Source organism: Lysobacter sp. 5GHs7-4, assembly GCF_021284765.1.
In the GTDB taxonomy this organism is placed as follows: Bacteria; Pseudomonadota; Gammaproteobacteria; order Xanthomonadales; family Xanthomonadaceae; genus Lysobacter.
In genome coordinates, this window is the sequence record NZ_CP089924.1 from 2,135,564 (window position 1) to 2,160,296 (window position 24,733).

Annotated in this window: 25 protein-coding genes; 15 read left to right on the forward strand and 10 right to left on the reverse strand. The window is 68.7% G+C overall.

Features of this window, described 5'->3' with window-relative positions; all coding sequences use genetic code 11:
* The first annotated feature begins 34 nt into the window (after window positions 1-34).
* Window positions 35-580, forward strand: a complete 546-nt coding sequence (locus LVB77_RS09620) for a 2OG-Fe(II) oxygenase (protein ID WP_232909904.1) — start codon at window positions 35-37, stop codon at window positions 578-580.
* 16 nt (window positions 581-596) lie between these two features.
* Here LVB77_RS09620 and LVB77_RS09625 read toward each other — a convergent pair whose 3' ends face one another.
* Window positions 597-2,363, reverse strand: coding sequence for a diguanylate cyclase (locus tag LVB77_RS09625; protein WP_232909905.1), 1,767 nt, complete (start codon window positions 2,361-2,363; stop codon window positions 597-599).
* Between the two features lie 370 nt (window positions 2,364-2,733).
* Between LVB77_RS09625 and LVB77_RS09630 the strand changes: the two genes are divergently transcribed.
* From LVB77_RS09630 to LVB77_RS09690, 13 genes are all read left to right on the forward strand, one after another.
* A complete protein-coding gene (locus LVB77_RS09630; protein WP_343226228.1) occupies window positions 2,734-3,045 on the forward strand; it encodes a YerC/YecD family TrpR-related protein in 312 nt (103 codons plus the stop codon).
* Between the two features lie 52 nt (window positions 3,046-3,097).
* Window positions 3,098-4,012 carry an ATP phosphoribosyltransferase gene (gene hisG / locus LVB77_RS09635; protein WP_232909906.1) on the forward strand — a complete coding sequence of 305 codons (915 nt, stop codon included), beginning with the start codon at window positions 3,098-3,100 and terminating at the stop codon, window positions 4,010-4,012.
* Between the two features lie 14 nt (window positions 4,013-4,026).
* A complete protein-coding gene (gene hisD, locus LVB77_RS09640) occupies window positions 4,027-5,328 on the forward strand; it encodes a histidinol dehydrogenase (protein ID WP_232910233.1) in 1,302 nt (433 codons plus the stop codon).
* A complete protein-coding gene (gene hisC, locus LVB77_RS09645; RefSeq protein WP_232909907.1) occupies window positions 5,325-6,416 on the forward strand; it encodes a histidinol-phosphate transaminase in 1,092 nt (363 codons plus the stop codon). The genes hisD and hisC overlap by 4 nt, the downstream gene beginning before the upstream one ends.
* Before the next feature lie 22 nt (window positions 6,417-6,438).
* Window positions 6,439-7,518 (forward strand): bifunctional histidinol-phosphatase/imidazoleglycerol-phosphate dehydratase HisB, encoded by a 1,080-nt coding sequence (gene hisB / locus LVB77_RS09650; protein WP_232909908.1) that lies wholly within the window; start codon window positions 6,439-6,441, stop codon window positions 7,516-7,518.
* Window positions 7,519-7,653: 135 nt separating this feature from the next.
* On the forward strand, window positions 7,654-8,256 hold the full coding sequence (gene hisH, locus LVB77_RS09655; RefSeq protein WP_232909909.1) for an imidazole glycerol phosphate synthase subunit HisH: 603 nt from the start codon (window positions 7,654-7,656) through the stop codon (window positions 8,254-8,256).
* Entirely contained in the window at window positions 8,253-9,002 is a 750-nt protein-coding gene (gene hisA / locus LVB77_RS09660) for a 1-(5-phosphoribosyl)-5-[(5-phosphoribosylamino)methylideneamino]imidazole-4-carboxamide isomerase (RefSeq protein ID WP_232909910.1), read from the forward strand. Before hisH ends, hisA begins: the two co-directional genes overlap by 4 nt.
* Window positions 8,996-9,772: an imidazole glycerol phosphate synthase subunit HisF gene (gene hisF, locus LVB77_RS09665; RefSeq protein ID WP_232909911.1), complete on the forward strand. Its 777-nt coding sequence runs from the start codon at window positions 8,996-8,998 to the stop codon at window positions 9,770-9,772. The genes hisA and hisF overlap by 7 nt, the downstream gene beginning before the upstream one ends.
* On the forward strand, window positions 9,762-10,430 hold the full coding sequence (gene hisIE / locus LVB77_RS09670; RefSeq protein WP_232909912.1) for a bifunctional phosphoribosyl-AMP cyclohydrolase/phosphoribosyl-ATP diphosphatase HisIE: 669 nt from the start codon (window positions 9,762-9,764) through the stop codon (window positions 10,428-10,430). The genes hisF and hisIE overlap by 11 nt, the downstream gene beginning before the upstream one ends.
* Window positions 10,431-10,723: 293 nt before the next feature.
* A complete protein-coding gene (locus tag LVB77_RS09675) occupies window positions 10,724-12,346 on the forward strand; it encodes a calcineurin-like phosphoesterase family protein (protein ID WP_232909913.1) in 1,623 nt (540 codons plus the stop codon).
* A gap of 4 nt (window positions 12,347-12,350) precedes the next feature.
* On the forward strand, window positions 12,351-12,935 hold the full coding sequence (locus LVB77_RS09680) for a YdeI/OmpD-associated family protein (protein WP_232909914.1): 585 nt from the start codon (window positions 12,351-12,353) through the stop codon (window positions 12,933-12,935).
* Between the two features lie 145 nt (window positions 12,936-13,080).
* Window positions 13,081-13,527 (forward strand): type II 3-dehydroquinate dehydratase, encoded by a 447-nt coding sequence (locus tag LVB77_RS09685; protein ID WP_232909915.1) that lies wholly within the window; start codon window positions 13,081-13,083, stop codon window positions 13,525-13,527.
* A gap of 20 nt (window positions 13,528-13,547) precedes the next feature.
* Window positions 13,548-13,751 (forward strand): hypothetical protein, encoded by a 204-nt coding sequence (locus LVB77_RS09690; protein WP_232909916.1) that lies wholly within the window; start codon window positions 13,548-13,550, stop codon window positions 13,749-13,751.
* A gap of 99 nt (window positions 13,752-13,850) precedes the next feature.
* On the opposite strand, the gene mtnC is transcribed toward LVB77_RS09690, so the two are convergent.
* From mtnC to LVB77_RS09715, 5 genes are all read right to left on the reverse strand, one after another.
* The gene (gene mtnC, locus LVB77_RS09695; RefSeq protein ID WP_232909917.1) at window positions 13,851-14,543 is read right to left on the reverse strand and encodes an acireductone synthase; all 693 of its coding nucleotides are present in this window, start codon (window positions 14,541-14,543) and stop codon (window positions 13,851-13,853) included.
* Between the two features lie 109 nt (window positions 14,544-14,652).
* Complete coding sequence (locus LVB77_RS09700; RefSeq protein ID WP_232909918.1) at window positions 14,653-15,210, reverse strand: acireductone dioxygenase; 558 nt, start codon at window positions 15,208-15,210, stop codon at window positions 14,653-14,655.
* Window positions 15,207-15,845: a methylthioribulose 1-phosphate dehydratase gene (locus tag LVB77_RS09705; protein WP_232909919.1), complete on the reverse strand. Its 639-nt coding sequence runs from the start codon at window positions 15,843-15,845 to the stop codon at window positions 15,207-15,209. Before LVB77_RS09705 ends, LVB77_RS09700 begins: the two co-directional genes overlap by 4 nt.
* A 261-nt stretch (window positions 15,846-16,106) precedes the next feature.
* Entirely contained in the window at window positions 16,107-17,540 is a 1,434-nt protein-coding gene (locus LVB77_RS09710) for an amino acid permease (RefSeq protein WP_232909920.1), read from the reverse strand.
* Window positions 17,541-17,669: 129 nt separating this feature from the next.
* Entirely contained in the window at window positions 17,670-19,139 is a 1,470-nt protein-coding gene (locus tag LVB77_RS09715; RefSeq protein ID WP_232909921.1) for an amino acid permease, read from the reverse strand.
* A gap of 229 nt (window positions 19,140-19,368) precedes the next feature.
* Here LVB77_RS09715 and LVB77_RS09720 point away from each other — a divergent pair, with 229 nt between their 5' ends.
* Window positions 19,369-19,881, forward strand: coding sequence for an NUDIX hydrolase (locus tag LVB77_RS09720; RefSeq protein WP_232910234.1), 513 nt, complete (start codon window positions 19,369-19,371; stop codon window positions 19,879-19,881).
* Between the two features lie 1,191 nt (window positions 19,882-21,072).
* Here LVB77_RS09720 and LVB77_RS09725 read toward each other — a convergent pair.
* The 4 genes from LVB77_RS09725 to LVB77_RS09740 form a co-directional block, all read right to left on the reverse strand.
* On the reverse strand, window positions 21,073-23,151 hold the full coding sequence (locus tag LVB77_RS09725) for a phospholipase C, phosphocholine-specific (RefSeq protein ID WP_232909922.1): 2,079 nt from the start codon (window positions 23,149-23,151) through the stop codon (window positions 21,073-21,075).
* An 80-nt stretch (window positions 23,152-23,231) separates the two neighbouring features.
* Window positions 23,232-23,627 (reverse strand): hypothetical protein, encoded by a 396-nt coding sequence (locus LVB77_RS09730; RefSeq protein WP_232909923.1) that lies wholly within the window; start codon window positions 23,625-23,627, stop codon window positions 23,232-23,234.
* Window positions 23,628-23,661: 34 nt separating this feature from the next.
* Window positions 23,662-24,123 carry a GNAT family N-acetyltransferase gene (locus LVB77_RS09735; RefSeq protein WP_232909924.1) on the reverse strand — a complete coding sequence of 154 codons (462 nt, stop codon included), beginning with the start codon at window positions 24,121-24,123 and terminating at the stop codon, window positions 23,662-23,664.
* Window positions 24,124-24,244: 121 nt separating this feature from the next.
* Window positions 24,245-24,691 carry a hypothetical protein gene (locus LVB77_RS09740; RefSeq protein ID WP_232909925.1) on the reverse strand — a complete coding sequence of 149 codons (447 nt, stop codon included), beginning with the start codon at window positions 24,689-24,691 and terminating at the stop codon, window positions 24,245-24,247.
* Window positions 24,692-24,733 lie beyond the last annotated feature (42 nt).

The window sequence follows — 24,733 nt, forward strand, 5'->3', positions numbered from 1 at the left end:
CGGGATCGGCATTGGGATCGGCATTGAAATCGGCATGCGCCTGACCGCGCATTCCGAGCGTGCGTTCACCGTCGGCGGCCTGTTCGGCGCCGACGAGTGCGCGCAGCTGATCGCGCTGGCCGAAGCGCGGGGGTTCGAACCCGCCGGTGTGCGCACCACCGCCGGACAGAAGGCGATGCCGCACGTGCGCAACAACGAACGCGTGGTGCTCGAATCGCCCGAATGGGTCGATCGGCTGTGGCGGCGCCTGTCCGGCCTCGCCCTGCCGGTGCTGGACGGCCAGGTCGCGCGCGGGCTGCCCAGATCGCTGCGCTTCTACAAGTACGGCCCCGGCCAGCGCTTCCGCATGCACAAGGACGGTCCCTGGACCGAAGACGGCATGAGCAGCCGGCTGACCTTGCTGGTCTATCTCAACGAAGGCTTCGTCGGCGGCGACACCGATTTCCGCGATTTCCGCATCGCGCCGGTCGCCGGCGAGGCGCTGCTGTTCGTGCACGACACCTGGCACGAAGGCGCGGCGGTGGAGCAGGGCGTGAAGTACGTGCTGCGCTCGGACGTGCTCTACGGCGCGGCGCCCTAAGCGCGCGTAGCTGCAACTAACCGCCGCGGCGGTCGCCGCTTTCCGGCATCGAGGTGCGCACGCAGTCGCGGCCGTCGGCCTTGGCCTGGTACAGGGCCTGGTCGGCGTCCTGCAGGGCCGGATCGATGGCGTTGTCGCAGTCGTTGGCGGCCTCGCCGGCGATCGCGTGCACGCCGATGCTGGCAGTGATGGTGATCGCGTGCTCGCCGCTGCGGCAGGGCTGCTCGCGCAGGTGCTGGCGCAGATCCTCGGCCACGCGCGAGGCCGCCTGCAGATCCAGGCCGGGCAGGGCGACGATGAACTCCTCGCCGCCGAAGCGCGCGAGCAAGGCGCGATGCGGCTGCAGGGAATGGCCCATGGTGCGCGCGGCCCAGCACAGGCATTCGTCGCCGACCAGATGACCGTAGCGGTCGTTGATCTGCTTGAAGTGATCCAGGTCGATCATCAGCAGCGACAGCGGACGGCCGCTCTGCTGCGATTTCTCCAGCAGCTCTTGGAACACGTTGCGGAAATGGGTGCGGTTGTGCAGGCCGGTCAGGCCGTCGCGCTGGCTGCTCTCGCGCAGGCGCTCGTGCGCGTCTTCCAGTTGCGCCAGCGCGCTGCGCAGCTCGACCGTGCGCTGTTCGACCTTGTGCTCCAGCTGGGTCTTGGCCTCGTGCACGATGCGTTCGTTCTCGTTGCGCAGCGAGGCGTAGCGGTAGCCCAGCGCCACCGACAGCAGCAGCATTTCCAGCGCCGAGCCGATCTGCACGCCGTATTCGGTGATGAACACCTTGGGCAGCAAGCCGAACGCGATCGCGGTGAACATGCCGGTGCCGAGCAGGAACATCGACCATGCCAGCAGGAACAACTGCGCCGGCTTGTAGCCGCGGCGCAGCACCACCAGGGTCGCCACCGCGATCCAGGCGATGCTGAAGAACACCGCGGCCGAGGCGATCGGCGTGGCGACGTTGTAGGGCAGGCGGGTCGCGGCCACGCCCAGCACCACGAAGAACGCGATCATGCCCAGGCCGACCCGGTCGCCCAGGCGCCAGCGTTGTTTCAAGCTGAGGAAGGTGCGCGCGAACTGCTGCATGCCGACCTGCGCCAGGCAAATCGACAACGGCACCGATTTGTCCGCCAGCCAGGTCGAGCGCGGCCACAGGTATTCGAAGCCCAGGCCGTTGAGGGTCAGCAGCACCAGGCCGAAGGCGGAGATGTGCAGCAGGTACCAGAAGTAGCTGGCGTCGCGCAGGCTCAGCCACAGCACCAGGTTGTAGATGAACAACGCCAGCAGAATGCCGTAGTACAGGCCGATGCCGAACTGCGCATCGCGCGAAACCTCGGTGAACGCGGTAGGCGTGAACAAGGTCAGCGGCACCTGCATGGAGCTTTGGCTTTGCACGCGCACGTACAGATCGGCCGGCTGGTCGGCCGGCAGGTTGAGCCAGAAGTTCGGATGGCGGTAGCGGATGCTGCGCGAGGAGAAGGGCAGGCTGTCGCCGCCGGCCAGGTGCTCGACGCGGCCGTCGGCGTGGCGCGTGTAGACGTCGATGCGGTCGCTGAGCGCGTACTGCTGCACCAGCAGCCAGCGCGGCTCGTCGCGGTCGCGGTTGAGCAGGCGCACGTGGAACCAGTAGGCGCCGGGCTGGAACCCGAATGCGGCGTTGCCGTTGGGCAGCGGCGCGTAGCGCCCCTCGCGCCGGGCGTGTTCGGCGCCGGTCAGGTCCAGGCGGCCTTCGACGTCGTGGTAGTAGTCGATGTGCGGTTCCAGCGGCACGCCGACGTGGCTGCCGTCCAGCACCAGTGCGTTGTTATCGGTGGCAATCGCGGCCCACGAGGTCGCAGCGAGGCAGAGCCCTAGCGCGAGCAGCCAGACTGTGAGCCCCCTCCAACCACGCCCCATGCGCACCCTCTCCGTTGGTCCGGCCGGCGTTGGGTCGCGTCGGCACGGGCACGGAGTGAGTCTACGCTCCGGCACCGCCCTAGTTTGCCGCAAACGCGGCCACAGACGAGGCGCCAGCGACCGCCGGTCGGTCACCGCTACTGTGATCAACGGCGATTTTCGCCGATCCCGGCCGGCCCGGGGCGGCCGGGGCGCCGGCTTGACGGATGCCACCGGCGTCGGCTAATGTATTAACGCGTTAATACATTATCGACAGAGTGAGCCCGCCTTGAAGCGCCGTGCCGTGGACATCGACGACAGCGAAGACCCGATCGCCAACCTGGCGGGCGCGCTGCTGGGCCTGCGCAATGCCGAGCAGATGCGGGCTTTCCTGGAAGACCTATGCACCCCGGCCGAGCTGGAATCGATGACCGACCGCTGGCGGGTCGTGCCGCTGCTGCGCGACGGCGTGCCGTACCGCGAGATCCACGACCGCACCGGCGTCAGCGTGACCACCATCGGTCGGGTCGCACGCACCCTGGAACGCGGCGCCGGCGGTTACGCGGCGGCCTTGCATCGACGCCCCTCGCGCGTGCGTTGAATCGTTCCGCCGGGCCGCAGCGCCCACGTCTTCCGCCTTCGAGAGTTGCCCCATGAGTCCTACCGTCAGTCCGGCCGCGCGCGACCGGTTGCGCATCGCCATCCAGAAGTCCGGGCGCCTGGCCGAACCGGCGCGCGCGCTGTTGGCGTCGTGCGGCCTGAGCTGGCGCGAAAGCCGCGACCGTCTGTTCTGCTATGGCGAAACCTTGCCGGTGGACCTGTTGCTGGTGCGCGACGACGACATCCCGGGCCTGATCGCCGACGGTGTCTGCGACCTGGGCGTGGTCGGCCGCAACGTGTTGCTGGAACAGGACGGCGACCGCCGCGGCAACGGCCGCGCGGCGGCGTTCCGCGAATGGCGCGCGCTGGGCTTCGGCGCCTGCCGCCTCGATCTGGCCGTGCCCGAGGGCTGGGACTGGCAAGGCCCGGCGCAATTGGCCGGCAAGCGCATCGCCACCAGCTACCCGGCCCTGTTGTCGCGCTGGCTGGCCGAGCAGGGCGTGGACGCGCAGGTGGTGCTGCTGTCGGGTTCGGTCGAAATCGCGCCGCGCCTGGGCCAGGCCGAGGCGATCTGCGATCTCGTGTCCAGCGGCGCCACTCTGGCCGCCAACCAGCTCAAGGCCGTGACCACCCTGATCCAGAGCGAAGCGGTGCTGGCCGGTCCGGTCGACGCCTTCGACGACGTGCGCGGCGAACTGGCCGACCTGCTGCTGCGTCGCCTCGACGGCGCCCTGCGCATACGCCACAGCAAGCTGCTGCTGTTCCAGGCGCCGCGGCAACTGCTGGCCGATCTGCTGCCGTTGCTGCCCGACGCCGAGGCGCCGACGGTAATGCAGCTCGACGGCGGCGACGGCGTCGCGTTGCAGGCGTTGTGCCACGGCGCGGTGACCTGGCAGCGGTTGGAAGAACTCAAGCGCGCCGGCGCGCGCGGGCTGATGGTGCTGCCGGTGGAGGGCATGCTGGCATGAACGGCGAACGCATCATGCAGCGGCTGGACTGGACGGCTCTGGAAGAGGACCGGCGCGCGAGCGCGCTGCGCCGCCCGGCGCAGCAGACCCGGCGCGAGACCGCCGATGCGGTGACCGCGATCATCGAACAGGTGCGCGCGGACGGCGACGAGGCCTTGCGCGCGCTGGGTGCGCGCTACGACGGCGTGGCGCTGGACGCGTTCGAGGTCGGCGCCGAGGAATTCGAGGCGGCGCAACGCGAGATCTCCGAGCGCCTGCGCGCCGCGATCGATCAGGCGGCCGCACGCATCGAAGCCTTCCACGCCGCCGGCATGACCCCAGCCTATGCGCTGGACAGCGGCGACGGCGTGCGCTGCGAACGCATCCTGCGCCCGATCCAGCGCGTGGGCCTGTACGTGCCCGCCGGTTCGGCGCCGCTGCCCTCGACCGCGCTGATGCTGTGCATGCCGGCGCGCCTGGCCGGATGTCCGCAGATCGCGCTGTGCACGCCGCCGCGCCGAGACGGCCGCGCCGATCCGGCGGTGCTGTACGCCGCGCGCCGCTGCGGCGTGAACCGGGTCTACAAGCTCGGTGGCGCACAGGCGATCGCGGCGATGGCCTTCGGCACCGCCAGCATCGGCCAATGCGACAAGCTGTTCGGGCCGGGCAACGCCTACGTCACCGAAGCCAAGCGTCAGGTGGCGCTGATGGAGGGCGGGGCGGCGATCGATCTGCCGGCCGGTCCGTCGGAAGTGCTGGTGATCGCCGATGCCGGCGCCGATCCGGCCTTCGTCGCCGCCGATCTGCTGTCGCAGGCCGAGCACGGCCCGGATTCGCAGGTGATCCTGCTCAGCGACGACACGGCCTTGCTGGATGCGGTGGACACGCAGATCGCCGCGCAACTGCAGGCCCTGCCGCGCGCCGAGACCGCGCGCGCGGCCTTGCGCGCTTCGCGTTCGATCCGCGTCGATTCGATCGCCGCGGCGCTGGACGTGAGCAACCGCTACGCGCCCGAACACCTGATCCTGGCCCTGCGCGATGCGCGCACCTGGCTACCTAAGGTGCTCGCGGCCGGTTCGGTGTTCCTCGGCGATTGGGCGCCTGAAGCGCTGGGCGACTACTGCAGCGGCACCAACCACGTGCTGCCGACCAGCGGCGCCGCGCGCTACGCCGGCGGCGTCAGCGTGGCCAGCTTCCAGGTCGCGATCACGGTGCAGGAAGTGCAACCGCAAGGCATCGCCGCGATCGGCCCATGCGCGGTCGAACTGGCCAGCGCCGAAGGCCTGGACGCGCACCGCATCGCGGTCGCGCTGCGTCTGCAGCGGGTGGCCGCATGAGCGCGCCGCTGTCGCTATTGCGCGAGGACTTGCGCGACTTCGCCGGCTACAAGTCGGCGCGCAGCGAGGCCCTGGACGGCAGCGTGTGGCTCAACGCCAACGAATCGGCCTGGGCCAACGCCGCCGACGCGGCCGGCGCGCTGCGGCGCTATCCCGATCCGCAGCCGGCGCCGTTGCGCGCGGCGCTGGCCGCGCTGTACGGCTGCGCGCCCGAGCAACTGCTGGCCGGCCGCGGCAGCGACGAGGGCATCGATCTGCTGTTGCGCGCGTTCTGCCGCCCCGGCGGCGACGCCATCGTGACCACGCCGCCGACCTTCGGCATGTACGCGGTATGCGCGCGCCTGCACGGCACGCGTGTGGTCGAGGCGGCGCTGCGCGATACGCCGGACGGGTTCGTCTGCGATTTCGAGGCGATCGCAGCGGCTGCCGAAAGCGCGGCCGCCAAGCTGGTGTTCCTGTGCTCGCCGGGCAATCCCTCCGGTACGCTGCTGCCGCTGGACGCGATCGCGGCGCTGGCGCAACGCCTGAGCGCGCGCGCACTGGTGGTGGTGGACGAGGCGTACCTGGAATACGCGCAGGCGCCGTCGGCGGTCGAGCTGATCTCGCGCTATCCCAACATCGTGGTGCTGCGCACGTTGTCCAAAGCGCATGCGCTGGCGGCGGCGCGCATCGGCAGCACTATCGCCCACGCCGATGTGATCGCGGCCTTGCAGCGCTGCCAGGCGCCGTATCCTCTGGCCGAACCGTGCGTGGCGCTGGCTTTGCGTGCCTTGGACGGCGCGGCGCGCGCCGTGAGCCAGGCCAATGCCGCGGCCTGCGTGCTGGAGCGCGAACGCCTGTACGCGGCCTTGCCGGCCGTCGCCGGCGTGCGTCAGGTCTATCCTTCGCGCGCCAACTTCCTGCTGGCGCGCTTCGAGCGCACCCAGGCCGCGTTCGACGCGCTGCTGGCCGCGGGCGTGGTGGTGCGCGACATGCGCGCCGCGCCGCAGCTGGCGGACGCCCTGCGCATCAGCCTGGGCACCGCGGAGCAGAACGCGCGCGTGCTCGACACCCTGGCGCGCGCCGATGCGGACGCGCGCGCCGCATGACTATGTCCATCGAAGCGCCCCTATGAGCCAGACCCCGCTACTGTTCGTCGATCGCGACGGCACCCTGATCGCCGAACCCGACGATTTCCAGATCGACAGCTACGCCAAGCTGCGCTTCGTCGACGGCGTGATTCCGGCGATGCTGCGCCTGCGCGACGCCGGCTACGAATTCGTGATGATCAGCAACCAGGACGGCCTGGGCAGCGCCTCGTTTCCGCGCGAGGACTTCGAAGGTCCGCATGCGCTGATGCTGCAGGTGTTCGCCAGCCAGGGCATCGCCTTCCGCGACATCCTGATCGACACCAGCCTGCCGGCCGACAACGCGCCCACGCGCAAGCCGGCGATCGGTCTGGCCCTGCCGTTGCTCAAGGACCGAGGCATCGACTGGACGCGCTCGGCGATGATCGGCGACCGCGACACCGACATCGCCTTCGCGCGCAACCTGGGCATCCGCGGCTTTCAGCTGCGCACCGATGCGTTCGGCGGCGAGTGGGATTGGCCGGGCATCGCCCACGCGCTGGCCGACGCGCCGCGCATCGCGCGCATCCAGCGCAATACCCGCGAGACCCGCATCGAAGTCGAAGTCGATCTGGATCGCGAGGCCGATCCGCAGGTCGCCACCGGGCTGGGCTTCTTCGATCACATGCTGGAACAGTTGGGTAAGCACGGCGGTTTCGCGCTGGAGCTGCGATGCAGCGGCGACCTGCACATCGACGAACACCACACCATCGAGGACAGCGCGCTCGCGCTGGGCCAGGCGCTGCGTGCGGCACTGGGCGACAAGCGTGGTATCGGCCGCTACGGCTTCGTGCTGCCGATGGACGAGAGCCTGGCGACGGCGGCGTTGGATTTTTCCGGCCGTCCCTATCTGGTGTTCGAGGGCGCGTTTGCGCGCGAGCGCGTGGGCGACATGCCGACCGAGCTGGTGCCGCATTTCTTCCGCTCGCTGTGCGAGGCGGCGGGGCTGAACCTGAATCTGAACGTGCAGGGCGACAACGACCATCACAAGGTCGAAGCCTGCTTCAAGGCGGTGGCCCGGGCCTTGCGCCAGGCGATCCGCCGCGAGGGCCATGGATTGCCCAGCACCAAGGGCAGTCTCTGAGCCGGACGGGACCGTACTGTCGTTCAGCTCGGTTCGTTCAGTGCGGCAAGCGATCGCGCGGGTCCGGTTCTGGCGCGGCCTGGCGATAGGTAGACCAGCCCAGACGGCTGGCGCAGCGTGGTTTAAGAGGTTTTCGTGACGAACGTCGTACTCATCGACATGGGTGGGGGGAACATCGGCTCGGTGCGTTATGCACTGGAGCGGTTGGGTGCGCACGCGGTTTTGAGCGCCGACCCCGCCACGATCGGTTCGGCAGAGCGAGTGATCCTGCCGGGGGTCGGGGCGGCGGCGCCAGCGATGGCGCGGCTGCGCGAGCTCGGTTTGGTCGACACCATCCGGGCGCTGCGTCAGCCGCTGCTCGGGATCTGCCTGGGCATGCAGCTGCTGTTCGAGTCGTCCGAGGAGGGCGACGTGGAGTGTCTGGGGTTGTTGCCCGGACGCATCGGCAAACTGCAACCGCGCCCGGGAGTTCGCGTACCTCACATGGGATGGAATGCTTTGGACCGGCGACGCCCGTCGCCCCTGCTGGCCGGTATCGCCGACGGCGACCGCGCCTACTTCGTGCACAGCTACGCGGTGCCGGTCGGCCCCGACACGCTGGCCGCGAGCGAACACGGCATGCCGTTCTCGGCCGTGGTCGGGCGCGACAACCGCTACGGCGCGCAGTTCCACCCCGAGCGTTCGGCGGCGGTGGGCGCGCGTTTGCTGCGCAACTTCCTCGATGGGGTGCCGGCATGAACAACTGCACGCTGTACCCGGCCATCGACGTGCGCGCCGGACGCGTGGTGCGTCTGCGCCAGGGCGACTACGAACAGGAAACCTCGTACGACGAGGAGCCGCTGAGCATGGCCAAGCGCTACGCCGACACCGGTGCGCGCTGGCTGCACCTGGTCGATTTGGACGCGGCGCGTTATGGCGGCTACACCCTGGCGCCGCTGTTGCGCGCGATCACCACCACCAGTTGGATGCGCGTGCAGACCGGTGGCGGCGTGCGCAGCGAGGCCGATATCGAGGCCATCCTCGACGCCGGCGCCGACCGCGTCGTGGTCGGTTCGCTGGCGGTGAAGGAACCCGACCGCGTCGGCGACTGGCTGCAGCGCTACGGCGCCGACCGCATCACCGTCGCGCTGGACGCGCGCCAGTCCAGCACCGGTCACTGGCGTCTGCCGGTGGCGGGCTGGACCGAGGACAGCGGCGCCCAGTTGGAGCCGATGCTGGAGCATTTCGCCAGCGTCGGCGTGCGCCACCTGCTGTGCACCGATGTCTCGCGCGACGGCACGATGCAGGGGCCGAATCTGGATCTGTACCGGCACGTGCGTACCATCGCGCCGGAGATGCAGGTGCAAGCCTCCGGCGGCATCCGCGACATCGCCGACATCGTCGCCGCGCACGACGCGGGTTGCCGCGGCGCGGTGTTGGGCAAGGCGCTGATCGAAGGCCGCTTCGGCCTTGGCGAAGCCCTGCACAAGGCACAGCGATGCTGAGCCGCCGTATCGTCCCGTGTCTGGATGTGCGCGATGGCCGCGTCGTCAAGGGCGTGCGTTTCCGCGATCACGTCGACATGGGCGATATCGTCGAGCTGGCGTTGCGCTACCGCGACGAAGGCGCCGACGAGCTGGTGTTCTACGACATCACCGCCAGCCCGCAAGGGCGCAGCGTGGACCGCGACTGGGTCGAACGGGTGGCGCGCACGATCGACATCCCGTTCTGCGTGGCCGGCGGTATCCGCAGCGTGGAAGACGCGCGTGCGGTACTCAGCGCCGGCGCCGACAAGATCTCGATCAACACGCCGGCGCTGGAACGGCCGGCGCTGATCGGCGAGATCGCCGACGCCTTCGGCGTGCAGTGCGTGGTGGTGGGCATCGACAGCCTGCGCGACGAGGACGGACAGTGGCGCGTGCGCCAGTACACCGGCGACCCCGAGCGCACCCGCGCGCTGGCGCGGCGCACCCTGGACTGGGTGGTCGAGGCCCAGGAGCGTGGCGCCGGCGAGATCGTGCTCAACTGCATGGGCAGCGACGGCGTGCGCCGCGGCTACGACCTGGAACAGCTGTCGGCGGTGCGCGCGTGTTGCGAGGTGCCGCTGGTCGCATCCGGCGGCGCCGGCGAGATCGCGCATTTCACCGACGTGTTCCGCGACGCCGACGCCGATGCCGCGCTGGCCGCCAGCGTGTTCCACTCCGGCGCGATCCGCATTCCCGAACTCAAGCGCGAGCTGCGCGCGCAAGGCGTGGAAATCCGCGATGTCCACTGAGGCCGCCCCGGCGCGCCCCGCGTCCGCATGGGCGGATTTTTCCGCTGATGCGCTGTCGTGGGACAAGCAGGAAGGCCTGTTGCCGGCGATCGTGCAGGACGCCGCCACGTTGCGCGTGCTGATGCTGGGCTATATGAATCGCGAGGCGCTGGCGCGCACCTTGGCCAGCGGCCAGGTCACGTTCTACAGCCGCAGCCGCCAGCGGCTGTGGACCAAGGGCGAGACCTCCGGCCACGTGCTGGAACTGGTGGCCATCGAAACCGACTGCGACGGCGACACCTTGCTGGTGCAGGCGCGCCCGCAGGGCCCGACCTGCCATCTGGGCCGCGCGAGCTGCTTCCCGCAGGCGCCCACCGACACCCTGGCCGAACTCGACACGCTGATCGCGCGCCGCGAACGCGAGCGGCCGGCGGGCAGCTACACCACGCGCCTGTTCGAGCAGGGCACGCGCGCGATCGCGCAGAAGGTCGGCGAGGAGGGCGTGGAGACCGCGCTGGCCGCCGTCGCTCAGGACACGCAGGCCCTGGCCGGCGAAGCCGCCGACCTGCTCTACCACCTGCTGGTGCTGCTGCGCGCGCGCGGCCTGTCGCTGGACGACGCCCTGGCCGTGCTGCGCGAGCGCCACGGCCAACCGCACCGCGGCTCCGAACCGGCGTAGCCCCGAACCGGCGTATCCCCGAACCCGAGCGCATCGCCTTGGGGTAGGAGCGGCGTAAGCCGCGACCGCGACCTCCAGCGACGACGAAGCCCCCACCTCCCTGCCTTCTGTGGAAGCGGTGTAAACCGCGATTGCCCCTGCAACGAGGGCGCACCGCCCACAGGTGGAACCATCGCGGCTTACGCCGCTTCCACAGAATGCGCGTGACCCGGCGACCGTATCCGCTTCGTGCCGCTCCGCACATGGATCGGTCATGCGCCGCCGCATAATGGGCTTCCCCTCCGGAGCCCGCCATGCGCCCATCCGTCGCCGCCTGCGCCCTGTCGCTCGCCCTGATCGCTCCGCTGACCGCGCTGGCGCTGCCGCCGCCGTGCAACAGCGGCACGGTGTACGAGGATCGCAACGGCAACGGACGGCGTGACGATGGCGAGCCCGGGCTGGGCGGCATCCGCGTGTCCGACGGCGTCGAGCTGACGGTGAGCGACGCCCAGGGCGCCTACCACCTGCCGGTGGTCGACGGACGCAGCAGCTTCGTGATCAAGCCGGCCGGTTATCGGGTCGGGCGGCGCGACAACGGTTTGCCGGATTTCAGCGTCAACGTGCAGCGCGAACCCGGCCCCAAACTGAAGTACGGCGGCGTGCCCGCGTCCTTTCCCAGCTGCCGCGACTACGCGCTGATTTCCGAGCCGGCGGACGCGCGCCGCGCGCTGGACGTGCTGGTCTTCGCCGATCCGCAGCCCAAGACCGCGACCGACGTCGGTTATTACCGGCGCGACATCATCGAGCCCTTGCTGGCGCAACGCGGCGGCCGGGGCGCGATCGCCGACCTCGGCCTGAGCCTGGGCGACATCGTCCACGACGATCTCTCGCTGTACCCGGCGCTCAACCGCGCCACCGCGCTGCTGGGCGTGCCCTGGCTGCATGCGCCGGGCAATCACGATCTCGACTTCGACGCCGCCCGCGACGAGGATTCGCTGGCCAGCTACCGCCACGTGTTCGGCCCCGACACCTACGCCTGGGAAGAACACGCGGCTTCGTTCGTGATGCTGGACGACGTGATCTACCGGCCCGGCCAGAACCCGTCCTACATCGGCGGCCTGCGCGATGAGCAGTTCGCCTTCCTCGAGCGCTACCTGGCCGGCGCACGTAAGGACCGCTTGCTGGTGATCGGCGTGCATATTCCGTTCTTCGACGCCGCGCCCGGCCGCGAGACCTTTCGTCGCGCGGACCGCGAGCGTTTGTTCGCGCTGCTGCGCGAATTCCCGCGGGTGCTGCTGCTCAGCGGCCACGGCCACATCCAGCGCCACGTCTACCACGACGCACAGGACGGCTGGCACGGCGCCGCGCCGCTGCACGAGTACAACGTCGGCGCCGCCTGCGGCGCGTTCTGGTCCGGAATCAAGGACGCGCAGGGCATTCCCGCCGCAACCATGGCCGACGGCACGCCCAACGGCTACGCGCGCCTGGGCGTGGGCGCGGACGGTGCCTATCGTTTGAGCTGGCATCCCGCGCGCCTGGACGCGGTGGCCGCATCGACGCCGGCGATGTCGCTGCACGCGCCGCGCGTGCTGCGCCGCGGCGCGTATCCGGCGTTCGGCGTGTACGCCAACGTCTACATGGGCCAGGACGAGAGCCGGGTCGAGTTCCGCGTCGACGAAGGCGCCTGGGCGCCGATGCGTCGCGTCGCCCAGGCGGATCCGAACCTGCAGGCCGAGAACGCGCGCGACGACCAGGCCACCGCACTGCGCGGCTACGACCGTTCGCCCGAAGCCGAGCCGTCCCAGCACCTGTGGCGCGCCGCTTTGCCGACCGACCTGGCGGTGGGCGAGCACCGCATCGAAGTGCGCACCCTCGATCCCTGGCAGGGCGAGCAGCGCGCCAGCACCGTCTACCGCCTGCAGGATGCGAAGGAGTAAGCCGATGAGCGCGGACCTGCCCACCGATCTGCCGATCGTGGTGTTCGCGGACGCCGCCGCCTGGGAGCGCTGGCTGGAAGCGCACGCCGACGCGCCGGGGCTGTGGCTGAAGATCGCCAAGAAGAACCAGGGCGTGGTCTCGGTGTCCTATCCCGAAGCGCTGGACGTGGCGCTGTGCCACGGCTGGATCGACGGCCTCAAGCGCAGCTGCGACGCGCAGTACTTCCTGCAGCGCTTCACCCCGCGCCGGCCGCGCAGCATCTGGTCGAAGATCAATATCGGCAAGATCGAAGCGCTGATCGCCGCCGGCCGGATGCGTGCGGGCGGCCTGCGCGAGGTCGAGGCGGCGCAGGCCGATGGCCGCTGGCAGGGTGCCTACGACTCGGCGCGCAACATGGAAGTGCCCGAGGATCTGGCCGCTGCGCTGGGCAAGCGTGGCAAGGCGCGGCGCTTCTTCGAGCAACTGGACCGGACCAATCGCTACGCGGTGCTGTGGCGGATCCAGACCGCGAAAAAACCCGAAACGCGCGCGGCGCGGATCGAAAAACTGGTGGCGATGCTGGACCGCGGCGAAAAGATCCACGGCTGAACCGCGGCGCATGAACGCGCGCCATCCGCGCGTGCGATTTTATGCCGCGGTTACGCCCGCGCCGCGCCGCGGCATGGAGGCTTTACGCCGTACGCGCCTACAGTTTCCGCAAGCGCGCCGCCCCGAGCGCGCAGCGAGCGACGACGTGTCCATCGTGATTCTGCGCGGCCCCGACTACCAGCATGCCGGTGCCCCTACGCGCGTGCCCGACGCGGTGCGCGCACGCCTGGCCGAGTCCGCGGCCGACGCCGGCAAGACCATCGCCCTGCGCAGCTGTCGCAGCGAGGCCGAGCTGGTCGAGGGTTTGAGCGGCCTGCGTTCCAGCGGCGTCGAACTGCTGCTGTTCGATCCCGGCGCCTGCGCGCCGGCCAGCGAGCGCCTGCGTCGGGCGCTGGAGGCCTTGGAGACGCCCTACATCGAGGTCCACGACGACGACATGGACGCGCCCGAGCCCTCGCTGGCGTCCAGTGGCGACGCCTGCCTCGCGCGCGTGCACGGCTACGCCGCGCAGAGCTACACCCTGGCGCTGGCGATCGCGCTGGAGCACCTGGGTTGCGCCGAGTGCGGGCACGACGTGCATGTGGGTACCTGAGCGTCGCGCGAGCGCCGGCCGTGAGCGCGCATTACTACTATTTCGCCGACTACGAGATCCTGGTCGGCGGCCGTTTCATTGTCTGGGGACAGAGCACCCTGGACTACGCGCCGGCCGGCGCGTTCGACCCGGCCGACGTGCTGCAGCGCATCCGTCGCCAGGCGGCGGATGCGCACGGCGTGGAGTGCGCGGAGGTGCGCGTGCGCAACGTGAGCCGCCTGTAGCGCGGAACGCTCCGCCTTGGGGGTAGGAGCGGCGTGAGCCGCGACCTCGGTACTTCGACTGCCGCGTCGCCTACCTTCGCTGATGAGGCTATCCGCGCCTCAAACCTCAACCTGCCCGAACGTCGTCAGCCGCGCATGCCCATGCGCCGCCTCGCCGTCGCGCGGCTGCGGGTAGTCTTCCAGGCGATCGATCAGCACCGTCGCCAATCCGGCCTCGCGCGCGGCGTCGACTTCCTCGACCACGTCGGACAAGAACAGGATCTCGGCCGGCGGCAGGCCGATCGATTCGGCGATGCGAGCGTAGCTGGCGGCCTCGCGCTTGCCGCCGATCTCGGTGTCGAACCAGCCCGAGATCAGGCCGGTCAGGTCGCCGTCGTCGCTGTGGCCGAAGAACAGCCGCTGCGCCGGCACGCTGCCGGACGAGTACACGTACAGCGGAATCCCGGCCGCATGCCAGGCGCGCAGCGCCACGGCGGCGTCGGGGTAGATGTGGGCGGTGAAATCCGCGCCCTTGTAGCCGTCGGCCCAGACCATGCCCTGCAGCGCTTTCAGCGCGGTGTGCTTGCGGTCCTCGTCGATCCAGCCCTGCAGCACCTCGACGATCATCTCGTCCTGGCACAGGCCGCCGTTCTCGGTCGCCACCGCGTCCAGCCATTTGCGCACCGCCGGCTCGCGCCCGCGCGCGGCGACGAAGCCGGGCAGGGCGCGGCGCGCGTACGGGAACAGCACGTCCTTCACGAACGAGATGCTGCTGGTGGTGCCTTCGATGTCGGTGAGGATGGCTTTGGGCATGGGGCTAATAGTGAGATGAGAGGAGTGAGGGGTGCGCAGAACGGGACGAGGGAAGGCGAAGCGCGTCGCACGCGCCTTGCTCGCTTCACTCCTTTCCGCTCCCCTGCCTTCAGGCCGCCTGGCCTTTCTCGTAGCGCGGGAAGCGCTGGGCGATGTCGGTGCCGGTGAAGTGGCCGACCCAGCCGTCGGGCTCGGTGAAGAAACGGATCGCGACGAAGCTGGGCTCCGGGCCCATGTCGAACCAGTGCAGGGTGCTGTCGGGCACCGAGATCAGGTCGCCCTGCTCGCACTTGATCTCGTACACGCCGCTGTCGACGTGCAGGGTGAACAGGCCCGAGCCGGCGACGAAGAAACGCACTTCGTCTTCCTTGTGGTAATGCTCGTCGAGGAATTTGTGCCGCATCGTTTCGCGTTGCGGGTTGTCCGGCGCGATGCTGACCACGTCCACGCTCTTGAAGCCGCGTTCGGCGACCAGGCGGTCGATGTCGGCGCGGTAGGCGTCCATGATCGTGTCCGGCGCGTCGCCCGGCACGACCGGCCGCGCGGCCTGCCATTGCTCGAAGCCGACGCCGATCTTGCCCAGTTCGCGCGCCATCTCGGCGCGGTCGCTGGTGCTCAGGCGCGGGCTGGCGGCGTCGTCTTCGTCGAATATGCGCAGTCGGCTCATCGCTGCAGTCTCCTCAATTCCAGTTCGCATCCGAGCAGGAACTCGAACGCCTCCAGATGGCGCCGCGCCTCGGGCATGTCGCGGCCCCAGGCGTACAGGCCGTGGCCGTCGATCAGATAGCCCCACATCGCCTGGTGGTCGAGCAAGGCGTCGACCTGCGCGGCCAGGACGTTCATGTCCTGGGTGTTGGGCAGCACCGGCAGTTCCAGACTCATCTCGTGGGTGGTGTTGCCGGAGAAGGCCTTCAGCAGCTCGTAGCCTTCCAGGTGCACGTGGCCGAGGCCGGCGTACAGGCGCGAGGCCACGGTCTGCGTCTGCGAATGGGTGTGCAGCACGCAGCCGATGTCGGGGTAGCGCTTGTACAGCTGGGTGTGCAGCAGGGTCTCGGCGGAGGGCCGGTGGCTGGTCGCGACCGGCGCGCCCTCCAGGTCCACGACCATGATGTCGGACTCGGTCAAACGGCCCTTGTCGCGGCCGGACACGGTGATTGCGGCGTGCTGGGCGTCGATCCGGCGCGAGAAGTTGCTGCTGGTCGCGGGCGTCCAGCCGCGCGCCGACAGCTCGCGCACATTGACGATGATTTCGCCGGCGCAGTGGGCCAGGCGTTGCGGGTCGTAGGGCAGGGCGGCGTTCATGCCGCCAGTTTACAAACTCTGCGCGTCGGCGGCGTGTCCATAGGGGACGATGCAGCGTTGCGGTTGTGGCGGTGGGGTTTAGGCAAGAACCAGCCCCCTCATCCCCCCTTTTCCAAGGGGGAACTCCAAGCCGCGGCGGCGCCGACCGCGCCAGACCCGGGCTAGGGAAAGCAGCGGCCAGTCAACGACCCCGCTCTTGCTCCTGCCTGCCCCTTTGAAGAGGGTGATTGAGGGGCATTCGCCGTTGCTTTTGCCCCTTCCTCAGCGCCCCGCGCCCGCGCGCAGGCGGCTGTGACGGATGCCGTACAGGAAGTAGATCAGGAAGCCGACCGCCGTCCACACCACCATCAGGAACCAGTTGTGCGCGGTCATCGTCGACAGCAGCGCCAGGCAGCTGAAGATGCCGGCCAGGCAGATGCCCCAGGCGAACGGAATCTTGAACGGGCGCGGCAGGTCGGGCTGGGTGCGGCGCAGGATCAGCACGCCGGCGCAGACCGCGGCGAACGCGATCAGGGTGCCCATCGAGGTCAGCTCGCCCAGCACGTCCAGCGGGAACAGCGCCGCCAGCAGGGCGATGCCGATGCCGGTGATCACGGTGTTGATGTGCGGCGTGCGATAGACCGGATGGATCTTGGTGAACACCGGCGGCAGCAGGCCGTCGCGGCCCATGATCATGAAGATGCGCGGCTGGCCGATGATCATCACCAACACCACCGACGACAGGCCGATCAGCGCGCCGATCTCCACCACCACGCGCAACCAGCCCAGCTGCGGATGCGCGGCGACCGCGGTCACCACCGGCTCGTCGGTGCCCAGCTGCGTGTAGGGCACCAGGCCGGTCATGATCGCGGCCATGGCGATGTACAGCACGGTACAGATCGCCAGCGACAGCAGCATGCCGATCGGCAGGTCGCGCTGCGGCTTGTGCGACTCCTGCGCCGCCACCGACACCGCCTCGAAACCGATGTAGGCGAAGAACACCAGCGCCGCGCCGCGCAGCACGCCCTCGAAGCCGTACTTGCCCGGTCCCTGGTTCTCGGGAATGAAGGGCTGCCAGTTGGCCGGGTCCACGTACTTCCAGCCGGCGAAGATCACCAGCAGGATCAGGCCGGTCTTCAGCACCACCATCGCCATGTTCATGGCCGAGGACTTGCGGATGCCGACGTAGCACAGCCAGGTCAGCAGCAGCACGATCGCCGCCGCCGGCAGGTTGGCGATGGCGCCGGTGGGCCGCAGCTGCGCGTCCAGCGGCGCGCTGACCAGCGCCTTGGGCAGATGGATGTCGAAATGGTCCAGCAGGCTCAGGAAATAGCCGGTCCAACTGACCGCCACCGCCGAGGCCGATACGCCGTACTCCAGGACCAGCATCCAGCCGATGAACCAGGCCGCCAGTTCGCCCAGGGTGGCGTAGGTGTAGGAGTAGGCGCTGCCGGAGACCGGCACCATCGCCGCGAACTCGGCGTAGGCCAGCGCGCAGAAGGTGCAGCAGATCGCCGCCAGCACGAACGACAGCATGATCGCCGGACCGGCGTGGTCGGCCGCGGCCTGGCCGGTGATCACGAAGATGCCGCCGCCGATCACCGCGCCGATGCCCAGCGCGGTCAGGCCCCAGGGGCCCAGCGTGCGGTGCAGGCTCAGGCCTTCGGCATCGGCGTGCGCGGCGTGCGGGTGTTTGGTCGCCCAGAGTTGTTTCATCGCTATTCCTGGCACCGTGCCCTGGTGCGGTCGTGCAGGCCGCGCGCGGCCCGGAGAGTGCGTCCTAAAACGAACAAGGCCGGCGCAGGCTGTCAGAGCCCCCGCCGGCCTTGCGGCATCTTGCTACGTTCAGCCCGCCTTGCGCAGCTTGCTGTTGCGGTAGCCGTAGAAGAAGTAGATCAGCATGCCCAGCGCGGTCCAACTGGTCATGACCTTCCAGTGCTCGGCGAAGGGCTTGGAGAACAGGTACAGGCAGATCAGCGCGCCCAGCGGGCAGACGACGACCGCCAGCGGCACGCGGAACGGACGCGGCAGGTCCGGGCGGGTGCTGCGCAGGATCAGCACGCCGATGCAGACGGTGGCGAAGGCCAGCAGGGTGCCCATCGACACCATTTCGCCGAGCAGGCCGATCGGCAGAAAGCCGGCCAGCACCGCGGCGAACACGCCGACGATCACGGTGCCCACGTACGGGGTCTGGAACTTCGGGTGCACCTTGGCGAAGAACTTCGGCAGCAGGCCGTCCTGCGACATGGTGTAGAAGATGCGCGGCTGGCCCATCAGCATGACCAGGATCACCGAGCTCAGACCGGCGATCGCGCCCAGCTCGACCACCATCTTCAACCAGGCCAGCGCCGGGTAGGTTTCCAGCGCGGTCGCCACCGGCTTGGGCGTGCCCAGCTCGGTGTAGGGCAGCAGGCCGGTCAGCACGCCGGCGACGATGATGTAGATGATGGTGCAGATCACCAGCGAGCCGAGGATGCCGATCGGCATGTCGCGTTGCGGGTTTTTGGCCTCGCCGGCGGCGGTGGAGACCGCGTCGAAGCCGATGTAGGCGAAGAACACCACCGACGCGCCGCGGATCACGCCGTCGACGCCGAACTTGCCGGGGCCTTGGTTTTCGGGAATGAACGGTACCCAGTTGTCCGGATTGACGTACTTGGCGGCGAAGCCGACGAACATCGCGATCACCACGATCTTGATCGCCACGATGATCGAGTTCACGAACGCCGACTGGGTGATGCCCACGTAGCACAGGCCGCTGATGGCGGCGATGATTGCCACCGCCGGCAGGTTGACGATGCCGCCGGTGTAGACGATGGCGCCGTCGACCACGTTCAGGGGTGCCGCCGCTAGCGATGCGGGTAGCCCCAAGCCGAAGTGTTCGAGGAAGCTGTTGAGATAGCCCGACCAGCCCACCGCGACGGTGGAGGCGGCGAACATGTACTCCAGCACCAGGTTCCAGCCGATGAACCAGGCCACGAACTCGCCTAGGGTGGCGTAGGAATAGGAGTAGGCGCTGCCCGAGACCGGCAGCATCGCCGCGAACTCGGCGTAGCACAGGCCGGCCAGGGCGCAGGCGACGCCGGCGATGATGAAGCTCAGCACCACCGCCGGACCGGCGTGGTTGGCCGCGGCGTGGCCCGACAGGACGAAGATGCCGGCGCCGATGACCGCGCCGATGCCCAGCATCACCAGCTGCGTCGAGGTCAGCGATCGCTTCAGCGTGACTTCGCCCTGCAGGCTGCCCTCGACCGGCTCCCCTGCGTCGACATGCGGCGCGGCTTGCACCGGCTTGGTGATGAATAGGCCCTTAGACATCAGTATCCCCAGATCGTGAGAGGTCGGCCGGCCGTTCGAACGGCGCAGCCGGCGTATGGCGCAATGGCGGGCCACCATAACCCAGCCGGGAAAGCAGCGGCAAGCGGGACAAAGTCATGGTCGGCGACGGCATAATCCGCGTTCGGAATCTAGCCGCAGTGCAGCATTTGGGATATTCGTGAGACATTCAGACCCGGACGCCGAGCTGCGTTCCAATCTCGTTGACTATCTGCGGCGCTGGCCCGACGAGGCCGAGCGCGTGCAGCCCTTCCTGGACCTGCTGGACGACGCCGAGGATCCGTTCCGCCGCGAGCGCCTGGCCGGCCACTACACCGGCGGCTGCTGGCTGGTCGACCGCGCCGGCGAGCGCGTGCTGCTGACCCACCACCGCAAGCTGGAGCGCTGGCTGCAACTGGGCGGCCACGCCGACGGCGACCGCGATCTGGCGGCGGTCACGCTGCGCGAGGCGGAGGAGGAGTCCGGACTCACCGATCTGACGGTGGAGGCGCATCCCTTCGATCTGGACCGGCATTGGATCCCGGAGCGGCGCGAGGTGCCGGGGCACTGGCATTACGATGTGCGTTACGTGGTGCGCGCCAACGGCAGCGAGGAGTACGTGGTCAGCGAGGAGTCGCTGGATCTGGCCTGGCGCCGCATCGACGAGTTGTTGGCCGATCCGGGCAGCGATGAGTCGATGCGACGGATGGCGCGCAAGTGGTTGGCGCGGGAGCGGGGCGTTTGATCGGGGCTTTGATCGCGTGGCCGCGCAGATTCCGCGGCTGCTTTCGGGGGCGATCTCCGGGTAGGGGCGGCTCAAGCCGCGACCGCGAATCTCGGCTGTCGCGCCTGATCGATCCTAAGTGAGTGCCTTGGGGTAGGAGCGGCGTGAGCCGCGACCGCGAATCCCGGCTATCGAGCCTATCCGGTTCCGATGGCCTCCAGATCCCGGCGTTGCGCTTTTAGCTCCCTCCTTTGACAAAGCGTGAAGCCGTGCGCTTACGAACCGCAGGTTCGTGCACGGATGAACGACAACAGGCTGTGCCTGTTGGCCGGGCGGGTTGGGGAGGATTTGCTCTTGCTGTTGTTTCTGCTGCTTCTGACCGAAGGTCAAAGGCTTCCGCCTGCTGCGCATGCGGGTCGCTTTCTCTTACTCGCGCTCTGCGTAGGAGCGGCGTGAGCCGCGACCGCGAATCCCGGTGACGGCGCCTATTCGGTTCCGATGGCCTCCAGACCCCGGCGTCGCGCTTTTAGCTCCCTCCTTTGACAAAGGGTGAGGCCGTGCGTTTACGAACCGCAGGTTCGTGCACGGGTGAACGACAACAGGCTGTGCCTGTTGGCCGGGCGGGTTGGGGAGGATTTGCTGTTGCTGTTGCTCTGCTTCTTTGGCTCGAAGGTCAAAGGCTTCCGCCTGCTGCGCATGCGGGTCACTTTCTCTTGCTGACCCAAGAGAAAGTAACCAAAGAGAAGGGTCTGAGCCAGAAGCTCCCGTGTGGCTTCGGTTCTGGCGCGGGGATTTTTCGATAAGACATCCCTGTCTTATCGAAAAACGGCGCGCGTCCTGCGCGCCGCCCTTCGGGTCTGGGGATGGTCGTGTGGCTTCGTATCAATGGACTTCAATGCCGGAGCAAACTCAACGGCAACGGCAACGGCAACGGCAACGGCAACGGCAACGGCGGTTGCAGCTCGCGATTGCTAGGTGGCGCAGCCTTGGCTTTCTGTGGGAGCGGCGTAAGCCGCGATCGCGCCATCAGGCATGCCGGCGCAACACTCTTGCGTAGGAATCTTTCCGACGCCGTAGGATGCGGTGAGCCGAAGGCGAACCGCATCGTCGCGAGGCGTCGGTACGAGGCGATGGTGCGGCTGCCACCGCCCCTTACGTCTTCGAATTCCGTTTTCGATTCAAGGCCGGAACTGGACGGCGCGCATCGCGCCCCTAAGCCCCGATCGCCGGATCGCTCACGCTGGGCAGTCCCGTTTCCACATGTCCCGCGAAGCGGCGCAGGTAGGTCGTGTCGTGGTCCGAACTCAAGCTCAGGTCGTACCAATGCGCGCTGGCGGCCAGCGGCCAGCTGTCGTCGACGCTGGCGCCCGGGGCGAGCGGATAGCTGCGCGGCGCGGCGCTGCTGTACAGGTTCGGGCGTAGGGTCAGGCGGCAGGCGCCCGTGCCGGAGTTGGTGAAGCGCAGCAGCAGGCGGTCGTGGGCCAGGTCGTACTCGATGCGCAGTTCCGGATTGGCGCCGCCGTTGGCGCTGGCCTTGAGCAGATCGCCCTGGAACACGCGCAGGAACCCGTTCGGTCCGTGCGCGCTCAGATCGTACTTGCCCTGCGTGTAAGTCTTCGCGCTCCAGTAGTCCGACAGCTGCGTTCCCGGCGTCAACGTGTAGTACCAAGGGCCGTCGCTGCGGTTGCGCGCGTAGACGTTGAAGCCGGCGCCGGCGATGCCGCTGTTGGCGAAATCCAGCCAATAGCGACCGCTCGACGCTTCGATGCGGCCATGCACGTGTAACTGGTAGGGCAGCGCGCGTGCCGGACGCTGGCCGGGTTCCTGGCGCGGCATCTTGGGCTGCTTGGGCGCGCTGGGCACCGGCAGCTTGCAGGACTGGTCGGCGCGGGTCATGTGGTCGCGCGTGTCCGGCAAGCTCGGCCAGGCCGGATCCGGGCCGGCGAAATCCAGCGCGGTGCTGAGGTCGCCCGCGACCGCGCGCCGCCAGGCGCTGATGTTGGGCTCGGCCACGCCGAAGCGCGCTTCCAGGAAACGCAGCACCGAGGTGTGGTCGAACACCTGCGAGTTCACCCAGCCGCCCTTGCTCCAGGGCGAGATCACGAACATCGGCACGCGGATGCCCAGGCCCACCGGCACGCCGTTGTAGTTCTCGGTCGCGGTGTCGACCGTGCTCTTGCCCAGCGAGCTGTTGATCGGCGGCAGCGGCGGCGGCACGTGGTCGAAGAAGCCGCCGTTCTCGTCGTAGTTGATGATGAACACGGTCTTGGACCAGACCTCGGGATTGGCGACCAGCGCCTCCAGCAGGCGTGCGCTCAGCGATTCGCCGTAGGCCGGCGTCGCCGCCGGGTGCTCGCTCATGATGTAGGACGGCACGATCCACGACACCGCCGGCAGCGTGCCTTCGCGCACGTCCTTGGCGAAGGCCGCGACCAGGTGCTCGCCGCGCGAGGACGAGGCGTTGGCGGCGGTGGAACCGTCCACCCAGGCGCGCCCGCGCTTGTACAGTTCCGAGTTGCGGTCCAGCTTGCGGAAGTTCGCGAACGACTGCAGCGAGTTGTCGCCGTAGTTGTCGTACTCCTGGTACACGCGCCAGCCGATGCCGGCGTTCTGCAGGCGCTCGGCGTAGGTGCTCCAGCGGTGTCCGGCGAAGGTGGCCTTGTCCTTGGCCATGTCCGACGTCCAATTGCCGTCGTCGGCGTTGTTCACCGCCTGCGCGCCGAGGTCGCCCACGGTCATGCCGCTGGTGCCGGTGAACAAATGCATGCGGTTGGGATTGGTCGGGCCGTGGTGCGAGCAGTAGTAGGCGTCGCAGACCGTGAACGCGTCGGCCAGCGCGTAGTAATAGGGCAGGTCGGCGCGGGTGAAGTGGCCCATGCACATCGGGCCCTTGGTGTCGATCCACGCGTTGTAGTCCTTCCAACGCGTGTGCGAGCCCTTCCAGCTGTGGTCGATATCGGCCAGGCACTGCGAGGCGGTGCTGTCGGTGCTGAGCCGGAACGGCAGCACGGCCTGGCCGCCGTTCTTGGCCTGGCGCCATACCGCATCGCCATTGGGCAGCGCGATCGGGCGCGGATCGTCGAACCCGCGCACGCCGCGCAGGGCGCCCAGGTAATGGTCGAAGGAGCGGTTCTCCTGCATCAGGATCACCACGTGCTGCACGTCCTGGATGGTGCCGGTCACGCGCGCGGCCGGCGTCGCCAAGGCCTGACGAATCGACGGCGGCAGCATCGCCAGGGTGGCGGCGGCGCCGGCGAACTTGAGGAAATCGCGACGGGTGTCGGAGACCATGGACCCTTCCTTGCGTGCGGTGATGCGGGGGAACGCGCGATGCTGGGTGAGGATGGTTGCAACGGTATGGCAGGCCGCGCTCAGGGACCGTCGTTACGTTCCAGTTTCGACAATGCGTCCACGACGGCGGACTGGTTCCGGTAACGACGTCGCAGTTCGGTCAGGCGACGATCGTTGCCCTTGCAGGTGCTGTCGGCGCCCTGGGCGATTTCGGCGGCGCGCGCCTTGTCGCCTGCCGGCGCCTCTTCGCCGCGCCAGTGCTCACACTCGTCGTAGCGGTTCAGAAATCTCCGCACCTCATGCGGTTGTTCGCACCAGGTCGGGTGCGCGTCCGGCGGCTCGCACAGCGAGCGCTCGCGCTGGCTCAGGTAGCCGTTTGGGCGCGGGTCGTCCAATGGCTTCGAGGTCTGCGCCTGTACGTCGGTGCAACCGAGGTACAGCAACAGGCTCAGGGAGGCGGCGAGGGAAGGATGCATGCGAATCCTGGGGATGGGAGCGTGTCGGCTTGCGCTACGGGTCCAGCCAACGCGTCATCAGACGCCGCGGGTGTGCGCGGTAACCGGCACGCTCGTAGATGCCGCGCGCTCGCTCGTTGTCGTCGTTGACCTCCAGACGCAGTGCCCGCAGGCCTTCGGCGCGGCATAACGCCTCGGCTTCGGCCAGGGCGCGCTTGGCCAGTCCCGCGCCGCGATGAGCCGGCAACACGAACAGTTCGTCGAGCAGCCCGAAGCGGCCGCCGAACTCAAGGCTGAAGCAGTACCCGATCGCCAGATGCCCGGCGATCTCGTCGCCGCGCCGGATCAGCAGCAGACGGCCCGCACTTGGATCGCCGATCAGCACCGATAGCGCGGCGCGCAGCGCCGGCTCGTTCCAGGGCAGGTGCTCTTCGGCGTAGAACTCGCGCAGCACCGGCAGCAGGCGTGGCAGATCGGCGTCGGTAGCCGCGACGAAGCGGTACTCGGTCTGGCTCATCGGATACTGGCTCGATCGGGGGCCAGTGGAAATGGTCGCACCTATTCGCCCGGCTGCGCAAAAGAAAGCTCGCCTGCGCTCCTTCTTTCGATGGTGGCGTGCGTGAATCCAAGCGAGCCGCTTAGTTCTTCTGTTCCGACGATGCCGAGTCAGCGCGGGCCATTTTCTTTGCGATCCATAGTGGCAACAAGGCCAAACCTAGGGCCGCGCCGTTGATGGCGAACCATATGGCTTCATGGCTGATGCTGGGCGCGTCGATCAAGGTGGCAAGCAGACCGAGTGCCGGCGGCACCGAGCCTAATGCGGCATGCCAATTGGCGAAGCTGCGTGAGCGGTACTGCTTGCTGAGACCGAAAACCGCGATGAACAAGGCGTTCATAGCTGCAAGCACGATGACGAGAGAGGTCGTCATGCCGGACAGAAATGAGCTGTAGTCGCTGGCGCAGGCAGGCATGGCGGCTACCAGCGCGACGATGAGTATGGCCATGCGCGACTTGTGCGGCACAGACGGCCAGTGCCGTACATCGCGGTGGAGGACGATAACCGAGGGTGTGCGGGTCTGATTCATGGGCTGACTTCCTGGTCGGCTGGCTACCGGCATCATGGCCTG